The sequence below is a fragment of the Treponema sp. Marseille-Q4132 genome (assembly GCF_014334835.1).
GTDB classification, from domain to species: Bacteria; Spirochaetota; Spirochaetia; order Treponematales; family Treponemataceae; genus Treponema_D; species Treponema_D paredis.
Genome location: NZ_CP060591.1, coordinates 280504 through 295437, shown reverse-complemented (window position 1 = coordinate 295437; position 14934 = coordinate 280504). Strand labels below are relative to the sequence as shown.

Sequence of the window (14934 nt, the reverse complement as noted above, 5' to 3'; positions counted from 1 at the left end):
CGCACCGGCTTTCGCCGCATATCGACTGATATTCGCTTATTAAAAACGAGATGAAACTGTCTTAAAAGCGGTCGGTTTTTAAGACAGCCGTTCCCGTTGTATCGGGACGGAAAATTACGCTTCGGCTCCGTCTGACTGTACGCTTTCTTCCGAAACGCTTTCGGAAGCTTTTTCTGCGACCGCTTCCGCACTTTCGTTTGCGGAAGCGGCATCGGCGTTTTCGGCTTTCGCTTTTTTCGCTTTGTCGTCGGCCGCATCTTTCGCTTCGGTGCTCACTTCGCCCTTTACCGAAACGAGCATCTGAGCGGTCTGCGCTTCGTAAAGTTTAACGCTGAAGTGATAGTTTCCGACGGATTTGATCGAAACGCCCGGAATTTCGATGCGTTTGCGCTCGATTTCAAATCCGTTCTTTGCAAGCAGGTCGGAAATGACTTGGGCGGAAACCGCACCGAAAAGCTTTCCGTTTCTGCTCGCCGGCATCGTAATCTCCAAGTGCAGCGCTTCGAGCTTTTCTTTGAGACTCGCCGAATCTCTGCGCTTTTGTTCTTTGCGCGCTTCTATTTCGGCTTTGCGGCTTTCAAAGAACGCGACGGTCGCCGCATTGTACGGTACGGCAAGTCTTCTCGGGCGCAAAAAATTCCGGAAATATCCGTCGGCGACGTTTTTGATGTCTCCTTCTTCTCCGAGCGTTTTAATGTCCGTGTTTAAAATGACTTTCATGTTCAAGCTCCTCTTAAAAATGGTATGGCGCCGCTTAAATCCGCGTTCGGCTGCGGCGCCGCTTTTGTTATCGTTCGGGCGCGTCACCAGGAGTCGGATCGCATACCCGATCAATCATATCGTTTTTCAGTCCGCAACGTAGGGCAAAAGACAGATATTGCGCGCGCGCTTGATGGCTGCCGCAAGTTCTCTCTGGTGTTTTGCACAGGTACCGGTGATACGGCGCGGAAGAATTTTACCGCGTTCGGTCATATAGCGGCGCAGGCTGTCGGCGTTTTTGTAGTCGATCTTCGTTTTGTTCGCACAAAAACGGCACACTTTTTTGCGGAAATAGGTTTTTCCGCCCTTTCTTCCCGCACCTTTTTCTTCCGCATCGTCGTCGCTCATAGGAGCTGCATCGAGAGCGGCCGCGTTCATCTTTTCTTCAGCCGAAACGGCCTCTCTTTCGTTATTCAATTCGTCTGCCATTATAATCTCCAGTTAATATTAAAAAGGAATATCTTCGGGGAATCCGTCATCGGACGGAGAGGACGATACGCCGTACTGTCCCTGCGCTTCGGACGACGCTTTCGGTTGAAATCTCGGAGCACCCCCGGACGCTTGTCCGCCCTCCGATTTTCCGCCGAGCAGCTGTACCGAATTTGCAACGACGACGACTTTGCTGAAATTCTGTCCGTCCTTTTGCCAGCGGTCCTGCTTCAGATAACCGTCGACGGCGATCTGCTTTCCTTTGAGCAGATACTGTTTCAAGTTTTCGGCAGTCCGTCCCCAAATCGTTATGTCAAAGTAATTGACTTCGTCTACCCACTGTTCGCCTTCTTTTTTGCTTCTATTGACGGCGATACTGATATTTGCGCGCGCCATCTGACCGTTGCCGACATACGCAAAAGAGCGTTCGTCCGCACCGAGGTCTCTCGTCAAGCGCCCGATCAAAAATACGTGATTCATGTCCGTCATCGTTCAGCCTCCGAAAGCGGGAATTTCGACACTAGTTTGCGTCTTTTTCGTCGAGTTTTACAAACAGGTACTTGAGCATGTTTGCGTTCAGTCTGAACTGTTTGTTGATTTCGATGAGTTTCGCGGGATTGAGTTTCATCGTAAACAGGATAAAACGGCCGCGTTTTTGTTTTTTGATTTCATAGGTTAAATCGCGGTCGCCGAAGGGTTCTTCTTTTTCGATTTCGGCGCCGAATTCGTTTAAAACGCTTCGGACATCGTCAGCGCCTTTTTTCGACTTTTCCTCGTCAAGCGGGAAAACTGTCATCAGTTCGTATTTTCGCATGGTATCTCCTTGTGGACATTCGGGAACTTCATACGAAGCTCCAAGGGGTGTCTTGTCATATTATCAGATTGATGAAAAATGGTCAATCATGTATACTTTAATCGATATGAAATTATTTTGCCGAATTTTTTTCGTCATGCTCTTTTTTCCGATAGCCGCATCCGCAGCCGATACTTATTTAAAACTCATGCAAACCGGTACGGCAAAGCAAATCAAACGAGCGTTTTTATTCGATGGAGACGCTCCTTTTCATACGATCGGAAAAGAACGAAACAACCTGCTCATTACGGCGATCATATACGACAGAAGCGAAGATGTCATCCGCCTGTTGCTCAAAGCGGGTATCGATGCCGATCAAAAAAATCGGGAAAAGCGGACGGCCGTTTCATACGCATGCGAATACTGCACCGGCAAAAACAGATTCGACCTCATACTCGCTTCGGGCGGCGCGTCCGAAAAAAAGATACGCTCCCGTCTTATGACGCGCGACAAAAGCGGCCGCTATGCCGCATCTTATGCCGAAAAAAACAGCGAAAGCGAAATCCGTAATTCGGTAGCGTCGTATTTAACGCAAAGCGATATCGCGCTCATCGAGCAAACGACCGAAGGGGGCATTCCCCTTCTTGCCGCTGCGGCAAACGCATATCGCCCGACGGAAGAAAGCTCAAAAGCCGTAAAGCGCAAAACCGAAAAAACAAAAAAGAGCGAAGCGAAACAAACCGAAAGCAATGACCCGCCCGCGTCCGACGAAACGGACGCCGCTGATTCGGAAACCGATACAAGCGCGGCCGAAAGCTCGGATGAAAAAACGATCGAAGAAAGCGAAAAAAATATTCCCGCAAACGAAAACACGGAAGAAAAGCTTTCCGAAAAAAAAGAATCGGGCGATGAAGAAAAAAAAGTGCAACAAGCGGCGGACGAATCCGAGGCCGTTCCGCTTCCTCCCTCTTCCGCTCCCTCATCCGCCGTGCGTCCGTCCGCGTCCTACGGCAAAATGTTTTTATACGATTATGCGGACACATCTTTCGATGCGGAAGAAGAAAGCGCGACTTCCGAAAACGAGCTCATTATTAAAAACATCAACGAACAAGACTCTCGGGGCCTTACGCCGCTCATGTATGCTCTGGCACGCGCCGATCGCGATCTTTCCGAAACGCTTATCAAAAACGGAGCCGACGTCAATGCACGCGATAAAGAAGGCTGGACGCCGCTCATGTATGCGGTGAGAACTCAAAACGATAAAAGTTTTGCCGCTATGCTTATCGATGCCGGCGCTTTTGTACGTGCAAAGAATTCATTCGGCATATCTTCGCTTTTGATTGCGGCCGAATACTCTCAAAATCCCGACATCGTTTCTCTTCTTCTCGCATCGTATTCGGCGGCCGAAAACGATGTCGCAAAAGCGTTTATCCATGCGATCACGTCTTCGAACGTACCGCTTCAAGTTCAGTGCGAAAAAATCCGTCGTTTTATCGCAAAGGGTGTTCCGCTCAACGTCTTTTATGACGGCAAAACGCCGCTCATGTATGCCGCATCTTCGGCTTCATCGACTGCGGTTATCGCGGTGCTCCTTGAATCGGGAGCGCTGCCTTTTGCACGCACGGCGGAAGGACTTCGTGCATTCGACTTCGCAAAAAAGAATCAGGCGCTGGAAAAGGACGCCGTCTATCGCTCGCTCAACACGGACAACTGAGTATGCGCATAACGGGCGGCGTTTTAAAAGGCCGGCAGATCAAATGTCCCAAAGGCGTTATCCGGCCTGCCATGGACAAAATGCGCGAATCGGTGTTCGCAATACTCGGCGATCTCGGAGGCAAATCCTTTCTCGATCTTTTTTCCGGTTCGGGCACCATAGCGATCGAAGCGGCTTCGCGAGGAGCGGCTCACGTGGAACTGTGCGAAAAGGATAAAATCAAAATCCCCGTCATACTCGAAAACGTCGCCCTTACCGAACGCGAGCTCGGCATCACCGTCAAGTGTCATTTTATGCCCGTCGAATATTTTATCAAACGGTGTAAAACGAGTTTCGACTATATTTTTTTCGATCCGCCCTTTCCGTACAAATTTCATGCCGAATTAATAAAAAATGCCGCCGAAAAAAGCATGTGCAAAAGCGGCGGTACGATCATCGTACACCGGCCCGAAGAACACGCAATGCCCGATGAAATCGGAAATCTTTCCCGCACGGATATTCGCACGTACGGGCGATCGGTTGTCGATTTTTATTCTATAAAATAATAAAAAAATCCTTGACATTTACGGAAAACGTGCTACTATAACTATAGTAGGGGAATTATTGTTAAATTTGCGGATGTATGACAACGGATGAATTAAAAAGGCGGATAATCGAAAAACAGGGAAACGCGGGATTTATTAAAACCGCCGATGCTCCCGTTTCCGCCCTCAGTATACAGCAAAAAGCGGCGCTCAACCGCAGCGGCAACGCCCTTTTCAACGAAGGCAAGGTAGAGCAGGCTCGAAGGATATTTTCGACAACGGGTTATTCCGACGGATTGACGCGTGTCGGAGATGTATACGCAAAAAAACACGAAACGATCAAAGCGCTCAAGCAGTATGTGCTTGCGCACAATGTAAAAAAGTCGGAACCGATTTATGAATGTATGGCCCGCGTTATATCGGCGGTATTAAGAGAGAACAACGCATAATTACAACAAAGGAGTACACACCTTATGGAAGCAACAATTGAGAGCATTGAAAGTACCGAATCTGAAACCGAAGAAGATTTTTTTGAAGAATCGATTGGGGAAGAAAATCAGGATGCCGACCGTATTTCCGAACTGTCAAAGGGCGGTTATCAATTATTAAAAAATAATAAAATCACCGATGCGAAGGATATGTTTAAAAAAATCCTCGATATCGAAAACAATAACAATTACGCCCTTGTCGGGCTCGGCGATTCGGAACGCAAACAAAACAATCATTATAAAGCCATAGGCTATTATAACGAGTGTCTTTCCTATCACCCCGGAAACAATTACGCACTCTTCGGTCTTGCCGACTGCTACAAAGCCCTCAACCAATACCGCAAAGCGATCGATATCTGGGAACAGTATCTCGTGCATGACGACAGAAACATCACGGTTCTTACGAGAGTCGCCGACGCTTATCGGAAGATACACGACTTTAAAAAATCGAAAGAGCTGTATTTGAAAGTGCTCGACATGGAACAGGACAACGCCTACGCGCTCATCGGGCTCGGACACTTGCATTACGACTTTAAAGAATATAAAGACGCGCTCTACTATTGGACGAAAATGCTCGAACTCAACGAAAGCGTCGTCGATATCCGCGTGCTTACGTCGATCGGAAACTGTCACAGAAAGCTGAAAACCTTTGAAAACGGCGTCGCTTATTTCGAACGCGCCCTCGTCCTCGATCCGAATAATTTTTACGCGCTGTTCGGACTGGCCGATTGTTACCGCGGCATGAACCAGCAGTATCGCTCCATCGAATATTGGAATAAAATTCTTGCGCTTGATCCCGACAACAAAGTTATCCTCACACGTTCGGGCGACGCATATCGGAATACGGGCGATTACAAAACCGCCGTAGAATACTATAACAAAGCGCTCGACATCGCTTTCGACGTATATGCGGCTTTGGGGCTCGCGCTTATCTGCAAAGGCGAAGGCAAATACGAAGAAGCGGCCGAACGGCTTTCAAATCTTATCCGAAACGATATAAAAAATTATCGGCTGTACATAGACCTTGCCGACTGTTACATAAAGCTGAATCGGAAACAGGATGCCGTTTCGGCTCTCGAAAATTTCCAAAAACAGGGCATACGCTGTCCGCCCATAAGCGATATGCTGGACAAGCTCAAAAACAATAAGCCGATTTATTGATACGCATGCCGAGCTTTATTAATTTTTTCCGAATGCGGCGCCCAGCATGAATAAAATCGCACTCGCCGCTCTTTTACCCGAAGAGATTTGCAGTTTTTTTTCACTCTCCCCTTCTTTCCGAGGAAATCAAATATTTCAGTGGATCGGAAAGGGAGCCGATTCTTTTGATGCCATGACTAATCTGAGCGCGGAGCTGCGGACGTCACTTGCCGAAAAAGCGATTCTCCGTTCGACACGGGTATCCGATGTGCTGAAAGCGGACGACGGTACGATAAAGCTGCAGATAGAAACGGAAGACGATCTCGCGGTCGAAACGGTTCTTCTCACCGATAAAGCGGGACGGAAGACGGCTTGCGTTTCGTGTCAAGCCGGCTGCGCGATGGGCTGCGCGTTTTGTAAAACCGGAACGCTCGGTCTTGCGCGGAATCTCACTGCAGCGGAAATCGTCGAACAGTTTTTATATCTTGAAAAGCACGCGGGCACTCTCGACAATATCGTCTTTATGGGTATGGGAGAGCCGCTTTTAAATCTCGATGCCCTTCGAAAAGCGATTGCCGTACTCACCGATAAACGCGGCAGAAATCTTTCGAGCCGCCGTATCACGGTATCCACGGTCGGCATCGTAAGCGGCATATACGATTTGGCGGATAAGGGGCCGGCAGTGCGTCTCGCCCTTTCGCTTACGACGGCGGACGAAGAGACAAGAAAAGAACTCATGCCCGCATCTTCAACGAATTCTTTGCGCGATTTACGGCAGGCGATTTCCTACTACATCGAAAAAACGGGAAAAAGAGTTACGCTTGAAGCCGTACTGCTTTCGGGAAAAAATATGAGCGAAAAAAATGCGGATTCTCTCATCGCTTTTGCAAAAGATTTGGACGTTCATGTCAATCTCATTCCGTGGAATCCCGTAGAAGGGCTGCCGTTTGCGACACCGGATGCACGCGAAACGGCACAATTCGTTTCGCGCCTTGAAAAGGGAGGCTTAAACGTAACGCTCCGTATGCACCGCGGAAAAAGTATTTCAGGCGCCTGCGGACAGCTCGGCAAAACGAATGTGAAAGACGAGTGCTGCACATAACCGAAAAAGAATGCCGTATTTATTTACGTAAAAAAAGAACTAAAAAAAACGCTTGAAATGCCGCGTATTTTTATCTATAATGCCTGCAGTAAAAAAGAAATGCGGAGCTAAAAATGCAAAAAAAGATTTACGTTGCCGGTATGTTCGACGGCGATACGGCGAAAAAAGTTGAAGATGCGGTACGTGCGGTAAGCGGCGTCACAAGCGTTACGGCTTCCCCCGATAAGGCGCAAGTACTTGTCGATTACGGAGATGAATCCGTATTGCCTGCGATCAACGCTGCGATTACTGCGCTCGGCATCGATGTACTCGATTAGCGTTTTGTAACGTTCTTGACCTCCGTATCGATTTTAACTATGCTGTAGTTATTCAATATCATTAAAAAACATTAGAGGAGCAGCATGGGTAAAACAATAGCACAAAAAATATTCGATGCGCACCGGCTCGACACGCCCTTTTCCGGCACATCGGTACTGAAACTCGACCGCGTTTTTTGTCACGAAATCACGACTCCCATCGCGATCACCGACCTCGTCGAACGCGGAAAAGACAGCGTATTCGACAGCGATAAAATCAAAGCGGTTATCGATCACGTCACTCCTGCAAAAGACAGCAAAACGGCGATGCAGGGAAAAATCCTGCGCGATTGGGCGCATCGGCAGCATATCAAAGACTTTTTCGACATCGGCCGAAACGGCGTGTGTCATGCGATCTTTCCGGAAAGCGGCTTTGTGCGTCCGGGCTTTACCGTCATCATGGGTGATTCTCACACGTGTACGCACGGCGCTTTCGGCGCATTCGCCGCGGGAGTCGGCACGACCGACATAGAAGTCGGCATATTGAAAGGCGTGTGCGCTTTCCGCGAACCGAAATCGATTAAATTTATTTTAAACGGAAAACTCCGTCCGGGCGTTTTCGCTAAAGACGTCATCCTTTCGATCATCGCAAAAATCGGCGTAAACGGCGCCACCGACCGCGTTATGGAATTCGCCGGTCCCGTCATCGAAGGCTTCGGCATGGAAGAGCGCATGACGCTGTGCAATATGGCGGTCGAAGCAGGCGGTACGTCGGGCATCTGCGCTCCGGATATGAACACGGTCGACTACCTTTGGGAATTTATTAAGGACGATTATCCGTCGAAAGAAGCCGCCCTCGCCGACTACTCCAAGTGGACAAGCGATGCGGACGCCGAATACGAAAAAACGATATCGATCGACTGCGGTGAAATCGAGCCCGTGTGTACCGTCGGATACAAACCCGACCAGGTCAAAAACGTGCGCGATATGAAAGGCATGAAAGTCGATCAAGTCTATATCGGCAGCTGCACGAACGGACGCATATCGGATCTCCGCATTGCGGCGGAAGTGCTGAAAGGAAAACGCATAGCCGAAGGCGTGCGCGCCATCGTAAGCCCTGCAACTCCGAAAGTATACAAAACGGCGCTCAAAGAAGGCATTATCGACATCTTTATGGATGCGGGATTTTGCGTTACGAATCCGACCTGCGGCGCGTGCCTCGGCATGTCGAACGGCGTGCTTGCAGAAGGAGAAGTGTGCGCGTCCACGACGAACCGCAATTTCAACGGCAGAATGGGAAAAGGCGGCATGGTTCACTTGATGAGTCCCGCGACGGCGAGCGCAACGGCAATCGCCGGCACGATATGCAATTCATCACTTTATCAGGAGGTATGAGGTGAAACAATTCGGAGGGAGCGTGCTCTTTCTCGACCGCTCCGACATCAACACCGACGAAATCATTCCGGCGAAGTATCTTACCGAAATTTCAAAGCAGGCGCTCAAGCCCTATCTGCTCGAAGATTTAAAGCTCGACGGCTTTAATCCGAAAACCGATATCGCAGGCAAGCGCGTCATCATCACGCGGGAAAATTTCGGCTGCGGCTCTTCACGCGAACACGCTCCGTGGGCGCTCGAAGTGAACGGCATTTCCGTCGTCATCGCGGTAAACTTTGCGCGGATATTTCGGCAAAACATGTTCAACTGCGGCATGATGGCGATCGAACTCGATAAAAAATCGATAGACGATATATTTCGCACGTTTTCGGATAAAGATGCCGAATGCAAAATCGTGCAAAACGACGACGGCAGCGCAAAGGTAAAGCTGATTGCGGGAAGCCTTTCGAAAAGCTATCCGTTTACGCTCGACAGTTTTGCAAAGACGCTCGTCGAAAACGACGGCTGGATCGGCTACGCGGACAAAAAATATTGATGCGTTTTTAAATTCGCACGGACAGGCCGCCGTGCGAGTTTTTGTATATGAAAGCAAAAAAATCACGGACAATAATAAATACCCTTAAAAAACACTCAACGATTTATTTATTTTTATTCTTCAATTCTAAATCAACTATAGAGTCCCCTCCGCACATTTCAATAGCCTGTTTTCAAAAATCGTGCTATCATGGTTTCGTGAGCACAAATAAAATATCTATCCGTTTTTTCAATAATAAAGAAAATCCCGAGTTGGTTAGTACTGCTACCCAACTGAAATTGACCGCTGCCGATGGGAAAAAATATAAATCGGATGTGATGGATTATAATCAAGTAATAGAGCTTGCAAAAAATTTTCCCAATAACAAATCCGCCTCTAAAAAGATGCGTTGACTGGAGCAAAATCAATAAAAAAGAATATTTGGAAGCTATGGCTGAAAGTATAACCGATTCAAGCAAAATAAAGTTTTTATTGCAAAACGCTCTGACCGACAAAATCGACGACCGTGAAATGTTTATGAAAGGAATTGACTATTCTTATTATTATGAAGAAGCGGAGTAAACGATGCGATTCCGTTTTTATAAATCGGTACAAAGAGCGGGGGTCGAATGAATAAAAAAAATATAATCGTTTGTTTGTTTTTTACAATATCGCTGGTTGCATGCAGTGCAAAAAGCGTTGCACCGAACTTAAATTTAATCTTACCGACGGAAAGCGGTTTTATGAAACTGCTTGATGACAAATTTAAAAAAGTGCTTATAGAAGCATGCAAAGCGGAACTGCAAAAAGTCGAAGAAAAAAATATTTTTGAAATAAAAGACCTGAAAGATTACTTCGTTTATGAAGAAAAAGTCGGAAGCGACGAGTTCATATGGTTTATATCGCCCGACTACAACAAAAAAGATTCATTGCCGGATAACCGGGTTTTTCTTTTAAAAAAGGAAGGCGAAGTATATAAATTATTGGTAAAATACGACACCCGTCTCATTTGGGGCGACTTGCACCTCTTTTTGCAGTTTAACAATGTTATGATAATTAAAGGAAAAGACAAGGCAAAAGGATTTATCGCATTTGAGAACCGTGCGCAAATTTACTGGAAATCGAATATTATTGAAGACGGCTATACAATAAAACAATGTAAAGGACAGTATGTCGGAATGAGTACCGGCAGATATTATAAATTTGAAAGTGAGCCTGCCATGTTTGAATTTGAAGAATTATTTAATGTGTATAAACCTGATGAAACGGAATGGGAGCCGATATACATCGAAGCATCCGAGTTTTTGTGGGAAGAAAAGAATCCGTTGAAATATGCGCTGTGTAACGCCTTTGACGGAAATTCTGAAACAAGCTTTGTTGAAAATACTGAAGATGATTTATTTGAAATAAGTGTACACACTAATGAATTTAACCCTCGTATTGCTATAATTAATGGATATACTCTGAATAAGAATTTGTATTACGCAAATAATAGAATAAAGAAAATAAACTATGATTATTTGTTGGAAGATAATAATTTAAATTACCAATATATAAATGCGCAAGCTAATTCCAGAATTTGGGTAAAAGAGATATATTTTGGCAATAAGTATAATGATACCTGTATTTCCGAGTTAAATTTTAAATTTAAAAATTCCAATTGGCTCTTCGGAGATATCGGTGAGTGATACGTCTTGCAGTTTTATTCGCAACTCTCGACATTCGGCCTAAGCGAAATCCGTACCCACCCTCACCCGCTCTCCCGTCACGGGATTTGTAAACTCAAGAGCGACGCATTCGAATTCGAGCGCCTCTCCTCCGAAGCCTGCGTTATACAGTTCGTCTCCGACGACGGGAAGTCCGTTCCACGCAAGATGGCAGCGCACTTGATGGCGGAAACCCTTGGCGATCGAACACTGCGCAATGATGCCCTCCGCCGTCCGCTCGGCGATTTTTATATGCGTCGTATAGAGCGCGCTTCCTTTTTTTTTCAACGCCGCTTCGTTCGAATCTTCGGTAACGGGTCTTACGCTTTTTCTCCCTTTTCCGTATGCGCGAAAATAAGACGATGCGGAAAACTCATCCCCCGCTTTCAACGGACGCAGCGAAACGGGTTTCGGAAATCCGCCGAGCTTTACCGCATTTCCCTCGTCGTCGCTGCAAAGCGCGCGGTATGTCTTTATAAAATCGCCTTGTTTTTGCGCTTCGGAAAAAAACGCATACGCTTCGTCCGTCGCCGCGATGAGTAAAAATCCCGATGCCTGCGTGTCGAGCCGGTGGATCAAACCGTATTCGCACGGCTTTTTGCCTTTGACCTTTTGTAGTTCGGGAAAGAGGGATGCGGCAAGCGTTAGGGCGCAGTTTTTTTGTCCTTCGAAAAGCGGAGAAGACACCATGCCGCGCGGTTTTTTGATTATTAAAAAAGGCGAATCCTTCGACGCTTCGCGGATCACGTCGATCCGTAAAATCGGCATGTCATCTCTTTTTCTTTGCATGATTTTTTCCCCACACGGGCACTTCTTTCGGATAGTTTTTTTTGAGAAAAGCAAGCGTCCTTCGAAAGCGATCGGGAACGGCCGAGCGGAACGTCGAAAACTTTTTTTTACCCGGCAAACGTATTGTCAATTTTTTCGCGTGGAGCATGAGACGAGCTTCGGGAAAAACATCGTCTTTTTTTCCGTAAACCGTATCTCCCAAAATCGGACAGCCGATGTATTTCATGTGTACCCGTATTTGATGTGTGCGTCCCGTTTTGAGACGCAAGCGCATAAGCGAATAGTTTCCGTAAGAGGCGATGCAGCGGTAAATCGTCCGCGCGCTCTTTCCGTCTTCCGTCTGCGTTGCGGCTTTAAAACGCTTTCTGTTTTTCGGATCGCGGATGATCTGCGTTTTGATGTCGCCTGCGAGAGCGGGCGGCCTTCCCTTTACGATCGCGATGTATTCTTTTTGTACAAAGCGGCGGGCGAACTGCTGTCCGAGCCACTCTTCGGCGTCCCTGTTTTTTGCCGTAATGATGAGTCCCGACGTATCTTTGTCGAGCCGATGTACGATGCCGGGCCTCCTCGAAGAGGCTGCAAGAGGCGGGGGCGTATCTTTTATGCGGGAAATCGAAGATCTGCCCCAGCGGTATAAAAGCGCGTTTACGAGCGTACCCGTCCAATTGCCCGCCGCAGGGTGCGTTACCATACCTTGAGCTTTATCGACGACGGCGACGTTTTCGTCTTCGTACACCACGCTGAGCGCGATGTTTTCCGGTGTTATATCGTCGGGGACATTATCGTCCCATTGCACGTCGATGATATCGAGCGCTTTTACGGCGGCCGAAAGTTTTTGCGTTTTTCCGTTTACGAGGATTTCGATTGCGCAAGATTTCAATTTCGAGCGGTTCATGCCGCCGGGAAGAGAAGCAATGTATTTGTCGAGGCGGAGGCTGCCCTGAAAATCGGCGGGAACTTGTACGCTGAAAGACGGCACTGCTAGTCTCCGCTTTGCCTTTCGAGCGCAAGCTCGGAAAATGCCGATCGCCCTTCCGCCTCGCTTATAGACTTTTCATCGGACAGCGTATTCAATTCCGCCGCATCCGATCCTCCGCTCGCATTGTTTTCCTTATCCGCACTTTCCTGAGATGCGGTTTGTTCTTCACTATCGGGATTCGCGGCATCGCTCCGATTTCCGCCTCTTGGTGTCTCTCTCGGCGGCATATCGATACGGACGGCGTCTTTATCTTCGGCTATCGGCGTGACGACGATGGGCGCTTTTTCTTTCCGCTCGAGTTTTTTCTTTGCGGCGTTCCGCTTGATTACCGAAACGAGGAGATCGGTAAGCCCGATGCCGACGCTGATGCCCGCCGATGTAAGTAAAATGCCCGCCTGTTCCGCCGTCGAATAGCCGTTGCTCGCCGACGCTTTTGCAAAGGGATTCGGAAAATACTCGGAATCGAAGCCGTGCTGCGCGTAGCGTGCGGACGAATACACAATCGTCGACGTAAGCGTCACAAAGGGGAGCGCGCCGAGCGAAACGATTTCCGCTCTTCGTAAGTCTTTCATAAATTGAGGAAACTCGTCGTCCGTATACGGAGAAGGCGTCGTATCTTTCGCTTCTTTTGCAAAACACGAAAAAGCGATAACGCACAATAAAAGCAGGGCGGCACATCTTTTCACGCAAAGCTTCATAGCGCCGCCGTCTCCCGCTCTCCGAAAATCGCCGTTCCGATACGCACTTCGGTAGAACCCTCTTCGATTGCAATTTTATAATCAGCAGACATACCCATCGAAAGCGTCGTAAGATCGAAGGCGCGAAATTCTTTTTGCAGCTTTTCTGCAGCATCACGGAGCGAAACGAAAGACTTCCTCACGGCAATTTCGTCGTCGGTAAAAGGCGCCATCGTCATAAAACCCTTCGGTACGATGTGAGGCGCATTTCCTTCGGCACAATAGCGAAGCGCTTCGTACATATTTTCGTATGAAAGAAAACCCGCTTTCGACGCTTCGCCCGTGTGATATTCCAATAAAACATCGATCGATTTATCAATTTTCGCACACTGTTTTTCAAGCTCTTCGATAATGCCGAGCCTGTCGACCGATTCTATGCAAGAGGCGATCCGCACCGCGCGGGCGGCTTTATTTTTTTGCAGCGTTCCGATGATGTGCAGTTCGGCCGACGGAAAGTCTTCATAAATTTTATTAAATTTTTCGTATGCTTCCTGAACGCGGTTTTCGCCGAATGCGCTCTGGCCCGCTTCGATCGCCGCAATGACGGAAGGCGCCGGATGAAATTTGCTTACGGCCAGAAGCTTTACGCTTCCCTCTTTTCTTCCGGCTTTCCGTTCGGCGTTCCGCACCGATTCGACGACTCGCTTGAGATTTTCCGCTATCCGTTCCGTATCCATAAACGCCTTCTTTTTATCGCACTTCACGAAAGTATAGCGCTATTGAGCGCATCGGACAACCGCAAAAGTTCTGCAAGAGACAGCGTCTCGGCCCTGAGCGACGGATCGAGTGCCGCGAGTGTAAGCGCACGTTCGGCTCTTTCGGCGCTTTTAGTAAACGCCGCTAAATTATTGCGGATATTTTTTCTGCGCGATGAAAAAAGAGCGCGCTGCATCTTTATAAAAAGCGAAGGATTTTCGCACGAGGGAAAATCGTTTTTTTTCGTCATAACGACGGCGCGCGAGGCGACGTGCGGTTTCGGCCAAAAATTTCCGGAAGCCAAATCGGAAAGCCCTTTGACATCGTACGCCCACTGACACAGCACCGAAAAGGACGAACGATCGTTCCCGCCTTCTTTTGCCGTCATCCGATCGGCAACTTCCTTTTGTACCGTGACGACCGCCTTTTCGAATCTTGCCCCGCTCTCTATCGTGTCGGCGATGAGGGATGCCGCAATCGAATACGGAAGATTGCCGAAAAATCTCGCAGGCAGCCCCGAATCCTCATAGGCGCTTTTCCACGTTTTTACGGCATCGCCCGAAACGATTTTTAGCGCGCCTTTTTCGATTTCCGCTTTAAAAAAATCCGAAAGCAGTTTTATAAATCCCTTGTCGATTTCGAAGGCCGTAACGCGGGCGCCCGCATCGAGCAAAAGCTTTGTCATGGAACCGAGTCCCGGCCCTATTTCCCACACCCGCATCCCCCGCTCTATTTCGAGAGCACTGACGATGCGCGCACGAGCCTGTGCGTTTACGAGAAAATTTTGTCCGAATTTTTTTTGCATGGAAAAGCCGTTTGCATCGAGGAGAGCTTTGAGAGCTGCCGGTGAATTATAATCAGGGATCGTCATAT

General features: G+C 48.0%; 20 protein-coding genes. 11 read left to right on the top strand and 9 right to left on the bottom strand.

Features of this window, described 5'->3' with window-relative positions:
- Positions 1–114: 114 nt before the first annotated feature.
- The 4 genes from rplI to rpsF form a co-directional block, all read right to left on the bottom strand.
- Positions 115–720, bottom strand: a complete 606-nt coding sequence (gene rplI / locus H9I35_RS01385; protein WP_187419882.1) for a 50S ribosomal protein L9 — start codon at positions 718–720, stop codon at positions 115–117.
- Between the two features lie 126 nt (positions 721–846).
- Entirely contained in the window at positions 847–1188 is a 342-nt protein-coding gene (rpsR, locus tag H9I35_RS01380) for a 30S ribosomal protein S18 (RefSeq protein ID WP_016520033.1), read from the bottom strand.
- A gap of 18 nt (positions 1189–1206) precedes the next feature.
- The gene (locus H9I35_RS01375) at positions 1207–1677 is read right to left on the bottom strand and encodes a single-stranded DNA-binding protein (protein ID WP_187419881.1); all 471 of its coding nucleotides are present in this window, start codon (positions 1675–1677) and stop codon (positions 1207–1209) included.
- Between the two features lie 31 nt (positions 1678–1708).
- On the bottom strand, positions 1709–2002 hold the full coding sequence (gene rpsF, locus H9I35_RS01370) for a 30S ribosomal protein S6 (RefSeq protein WP_187419880.1): 294 nt from the start codon (positions 2000–2002) through the stop codon (positions 1709–1711).
- 106 nt (positions 2003–2108) lie between these two features.
- On the opposite strand from rpsF, the gene H9I35_RS01365 reads away from it, so the two are divergent.
- From H9I35_RS01365 to H9I35_RS01315, 11 genes are all read left to right on the top strand, one after another.
- The gene (locus tag H9I35_RS01365) at positions 2109–3695 is read left to right on the top strand and encodes an ankyrin repeat domain-containing protein (protein WP_187419879.1); all 1587 of its coding nucleotides are present in this window, start codon (positions 2109–2111) and stop codon (positions 3693–3695) included.
- Between the two features lie 2 nt (positions 3696–3697).
- Positions 3698–4240: a 16S rRNA (guanine(966)-N(2))-methyltransferase RsmD gene (gene rsmD / locus H9I35_RS01360; protein WP_187419878.1), complete on the top strand. Its 543-nt coding sequence runs from the start codon at positions 3698–3700 to the stop codon at positions 4238–4240.
- Positions 4241–4317: 77 nt separating this feature from the next.
- Complete coding sequence (locus tag H9I35_RS01355; protein ID WP_187419877.1) at positions 4318–4668, top strand: hypothetical protein; 351 nt, start codon at positions 4318–4320, stop codon at positions 4666–4668.
- Positions 4669–4692: 24 nt separating this feature from the next.
- Positions 4693–5868: a tetratricopeptide repeat protein gene (locus tag H9I35_RS01350; protein ID WP_187419876.1), complete on the top strand. Its 1176-nt coding sequence runs from the start codon at positions 4693–4695 to the stop codon at positions 5866–5868.
- Between the two features lie 46 nt (positions 5869–5914).
- Complete coding sequence (gene rlmN, locus H9I35_RS01345) at positions 5915–6949, top strand: dual-specificity RNA methyltransferase RlmN (RefSeq protein ID WP_187419875.1); 1035 nt, start codon at positions 5915–5917, stop codon at positions 6947–6949.
- A 113-nt stretch (positions 6950–7062) separates the two neighbouring features.
- Complete coding sequence (locus H9I35_RS01340; RefSeq protein WP_187419874.1) at positions 7063–7266, top strand: heavy-metal-associated domain-containing protein; 204 nt, start codon at positions 7063–7065, stop codon at positions 7264–7266.
- Between the two features lie 84 nt (positions 7267–7350).
- Complete coding sequence (locus tag H9I35_RS01335) at positions 7351–8640, top strand: 3-isopropylmalate dehydratase large subunit (protein ID WP_187419873.1); 1290 nt, start codon at positions 7351–7353, stop codon at positions 8638–8640.
- Position 8641: 1 nt separating this feature from the next.
- Entirely contained in the window at positions 8642–9175 is a 534-nt protein-coding gene (locus H9I35_RS01330) for a 3-isopropylmalate dehydratase small subunit (RefSeq protein ID WP_187383879.1), read from the top strand.
- 197 nt (positions 9176–9372) lie between these two features.
- Complete coding sequence (locus tag H9I35_RS12425; RefSeq protein WP_187420798.1) at positions 9373–9567, top strand: hypothetical protein; 195 nt, start codon at positions 9373–9375, stop codon at positions 9565–9567.
- Between the two features lie 37 nt (positions 9568–9604).
- A complete protein-coding gene (locus H9I35_RS12500; RefSeq protein WP_256397755.1) occupies positions 9605–9736 on the top strand; it encodes a hypothetical protein in 132 nt (43 codons plus the stop codon).
- A gap of 47 nt (positions 9737–9783) precedes the next feature.
- Positions 9784–10842: an NADase-type glycan-binding domain-containing protein gene (locus H9I35_RS01315; protein ID WP_187419872.1), complete on the top strand. Its 1059-nt coding sequence runs from the start codon at positions 9784–9786 to the stop codon at positions 10840–10842.
- A gap of 39 nt (positions 10843–10881) precedes the next feature.
- On the opposite strand, the gene H9I35_RS01310 is transcribed toward H9I35_RS01315, so the two are convergent.
- The 5 genes from H9I35_RS01310 to rsmA are packed head-to-tail and all read right to left on the bottom strand — an operon-like array spanning position 10882 to position 14932.
- Positions 10882–11649, bottom strand: coding sequence for a pseudouridine synthase family protein (locus tag H9I35_RS01310; protein ID WP_187419871.1), 768 nt, complete (start codon positions 11647–11649; stop codon positions 10882–10884).
- A complete protein-coding gene (locus tag H9I35_RS01305; protein WP_187419870.1) occupies positions 11630–12628 on the bottom strand; it encodes an RluA family pseudouridine synthase in 999 nt (332 codons plus the stop codon). The genes H9I35_RS01310 and H9I35_RS01305 overlap by 20 nt, the downstream gene beginning before the upstream one ends.
- Before the next feature lie 2 nt (positions 12629–12630).
- A complete protein-coding gene (locus H9I35_RS01300) occupies positions 12631–13326 on the bottom strand; it encodes a hypothetical protein (RefSeq protein WP_187419869.1) in 696 nt (231 codons plus the stop codon).
- Positions 13323–14042, bottom strand: coding sequence for a YggS family pyridoxal phosphate-dependent enzyme (locus tag H9I35_RS01295; protein ID WP_187419868.1), 720 nt, complete (start codon positions 14040–14042; stop codon positions 13323–13325). The genes H9I35_RS01300 and H9I35_RS01295 overlap by 4 nt, the downstream gene beginning before the upstream one ends.
- A 23-nt stretch (positions 14043–14065) precedes the next feature.
- Complete coding sequence (gene rsmA, locus H9I35_RS01290; protein ID WP_187419867.1) at positions 14066–14932, bottom strand: 16S rRNA (adenine(1518)-N(6)/adenine(1519)-N(6))-dimethyltransferase RsmA; 867 nt, start codon at positions 14930–14932, stop codon at positions 14066–14068.
- Between the last annotated feature and the right edge of the window lie 2 nt (positions 14933–14934).

Bases quoted from the DNA above. Each gene is read 5' to 3' on its own strand.
- H9I35_RS01315 (WP_187419872.1), top strand. From the start codon at position 9,784: ATGAATAAAAAAAATATAATCGTTTGTTTGTTTTTTACAATATCGCTG.
- rplI (WP_187419882.1), bottom strand. From the start codon at position 720: ATGAAAGTCATTTTAAACACGGACATTAAAACGCTCGGAGAAGAAGGA.
- rlmN (WP_187419875.1), top strand. From the start codon at position 5,915: ATGAATAAAATCGCACTCGCCGCTCTTTTACCCGAAGAGATTTGCAGT.
- H9I35_RS01335 (WP_187419873.1), top strand. From the start codon at position 7,351: ATGGGTAAAACAATAGCACAAAAAATATTCGATGCGCACCGGCTCGAC.
- H9I35_RS01375 (WP_187419881.1), bottom strand. From the start codon at position 1,677: ATGACGGACATGAATCACGTATTTTTGATCGGGCGCTTGACGAGAGAC.
- H9I35_RS01350 (WP_187419876.1), top strand. From the start codon at position 4,693: ATGGAAGCAACAATTGAGAGCATTGAAAGTACCGAATCTGAAACCGAA.
- H9I35_RS01295 (WP_187419868.1), bottom strand. From the start codon at position 14,042: ATGGATACGGAACGGATAGCGGAAAATCTCAAGCGAGTCGTCGAATCG.
- H9I35_RS01355 (WP_187419877.1), top strand. From the start codon at position 4,318: ATGACAACGGATGAATTAAAAAGGCGGATAATCGAAAAACAGGGAAAC.
- H9I35_RS01310 (WP_187419871.1), bottom strand. From the start codon at position 11,649: ATGCAAAGAAAAAGAGATGACATGCCGATTTTACGGATCGACGTGATC.
- rsmA (WP_187419867.1), bottom strand. From the start codon at position 14,932: ATGACGATCCCTGATTATAATTCACCGGCAGCTCTCAAAGCTCTCCTC.
- rpsF (WP_187419880.1), bottom strand. From the start codon at position 2,002: ATGCGAAAATACGAACTGATGACAGTTTTCCCGCTTGACGAGGAAAAG.
- H9I35_RS12500 (WP_256397755.1), top strand. From the start codon at position 9,605: ATGGCTGAAAGTATAACCGATTCAAGCAAAATAAAGTTTTTATTGCAA.
- H9I35_RS01340 (WP_187419874.1), top strand. From the start codon at position 7,063: ATGCAAAAAAAGATTTACGTTGCCGGTATGTTCGACGGCGATACGGCG.
- rpsR (WP_016520033.1), bottom strand. From the start codon at position 1,188: ATGGCAGACGAATTGAATAACGAAAGAGAGGCCGTTTCGGCTGAAGAA.
- H9I35_RS01365 (WP_187419879.1), top strand. From the start codon at position 2,109: ATGAAATTATTTTGCCGAATTTTTTTCGTCATGCTCTTTTTTCCGATA.
- rsmD (WP_187419878.1), top strand. From the start codon at position 3,698: ATGCGCATAACGGGCGGCGTTTTAAAAGGCCGGCAGATCAAATGTCCC.
- H9I35_RS01300 (WP_187419869.1), bottom strand. From the start codon at position 13,326: ATGAAGCTTTGCGTGAAAAGATGTGCCGCCCTGCTTTTATTGTGCGTT.